The organism is Bradyrhizobium sp. NBAIM08 (genome assembly GCF_020193935.1).
Lineage (GTDB): Bacteria > Pseudomonadota > Alphaproteobacteria > Rhizobiales > Xanthobacteraceae > Bradyrhizobium > Bradyrhizobium yuanmingense.
On record NZ_JADYVR010000156.1, the window covers coordinates 1 to 472 of the forward strand.

The 472-nt window shown below is 55.3% G+C and carries 1 protein-coding gene; it reads right to left on the minus strand.

Features of this window, described 5'->3' with window-relative positions:
* Positions 1 to 58: 58 nt before the first annotated feature.
* The gene (rnpA, locus tag I6F37_RS38890) at positions 59 to 418 is read right to left on the minus strand and encodes a ribonuclease P protein component (RefSeq protein WP_000239730.1); all 360 of its coding nucleotides are present in this window, start codon (positions 416 to 418) and stop codon (positions 59 to 61) included.
* Between the last annotated feature and the right edge of the window lie 54 nt (positions 419 to 472).

The window sequence follows — 472 nt, forward strand, 5'->3', positions numbered from 1 at the left end:
CGACAATGCGGCCCGAGTAGCGGACTAATCAGGCGTTGATAGACCCGAATGAGGGCTATCAGGACCCGCGAGCCAGGCGACAGTGGCGGCGCCATAATTTTTCCAACGCTTCCGAGAGAGCACGGTTATCGAGGTCGGCAACCCCTTTTTTCGCCACCACCACGAAATCCATAGCCGGGAGTTCATGTTGGCGCAGACGGAAGCTTTCACGCGTCAGACGTTTAATCCGATTGCGTTCATGGGCGCGTCGAACGTTTTTCTTGGCGACTGTAAGACCGATACGGGGATGCCCCAGCGAATTCAGGCGGCCGAGAATGGTAATTTGCGGCGTGCCAGCCCGTTGTGGCTGCTGGAAGACGAATGTGAATTGACTGGGAGTTAACAAGCGTAACTCCCTGGGAAATGCGAGCTTAACCACTCAGGGGTTAGCTTTATTACTTAGAAACGGTCAGACGAGCGCGGCCTTTAGCAC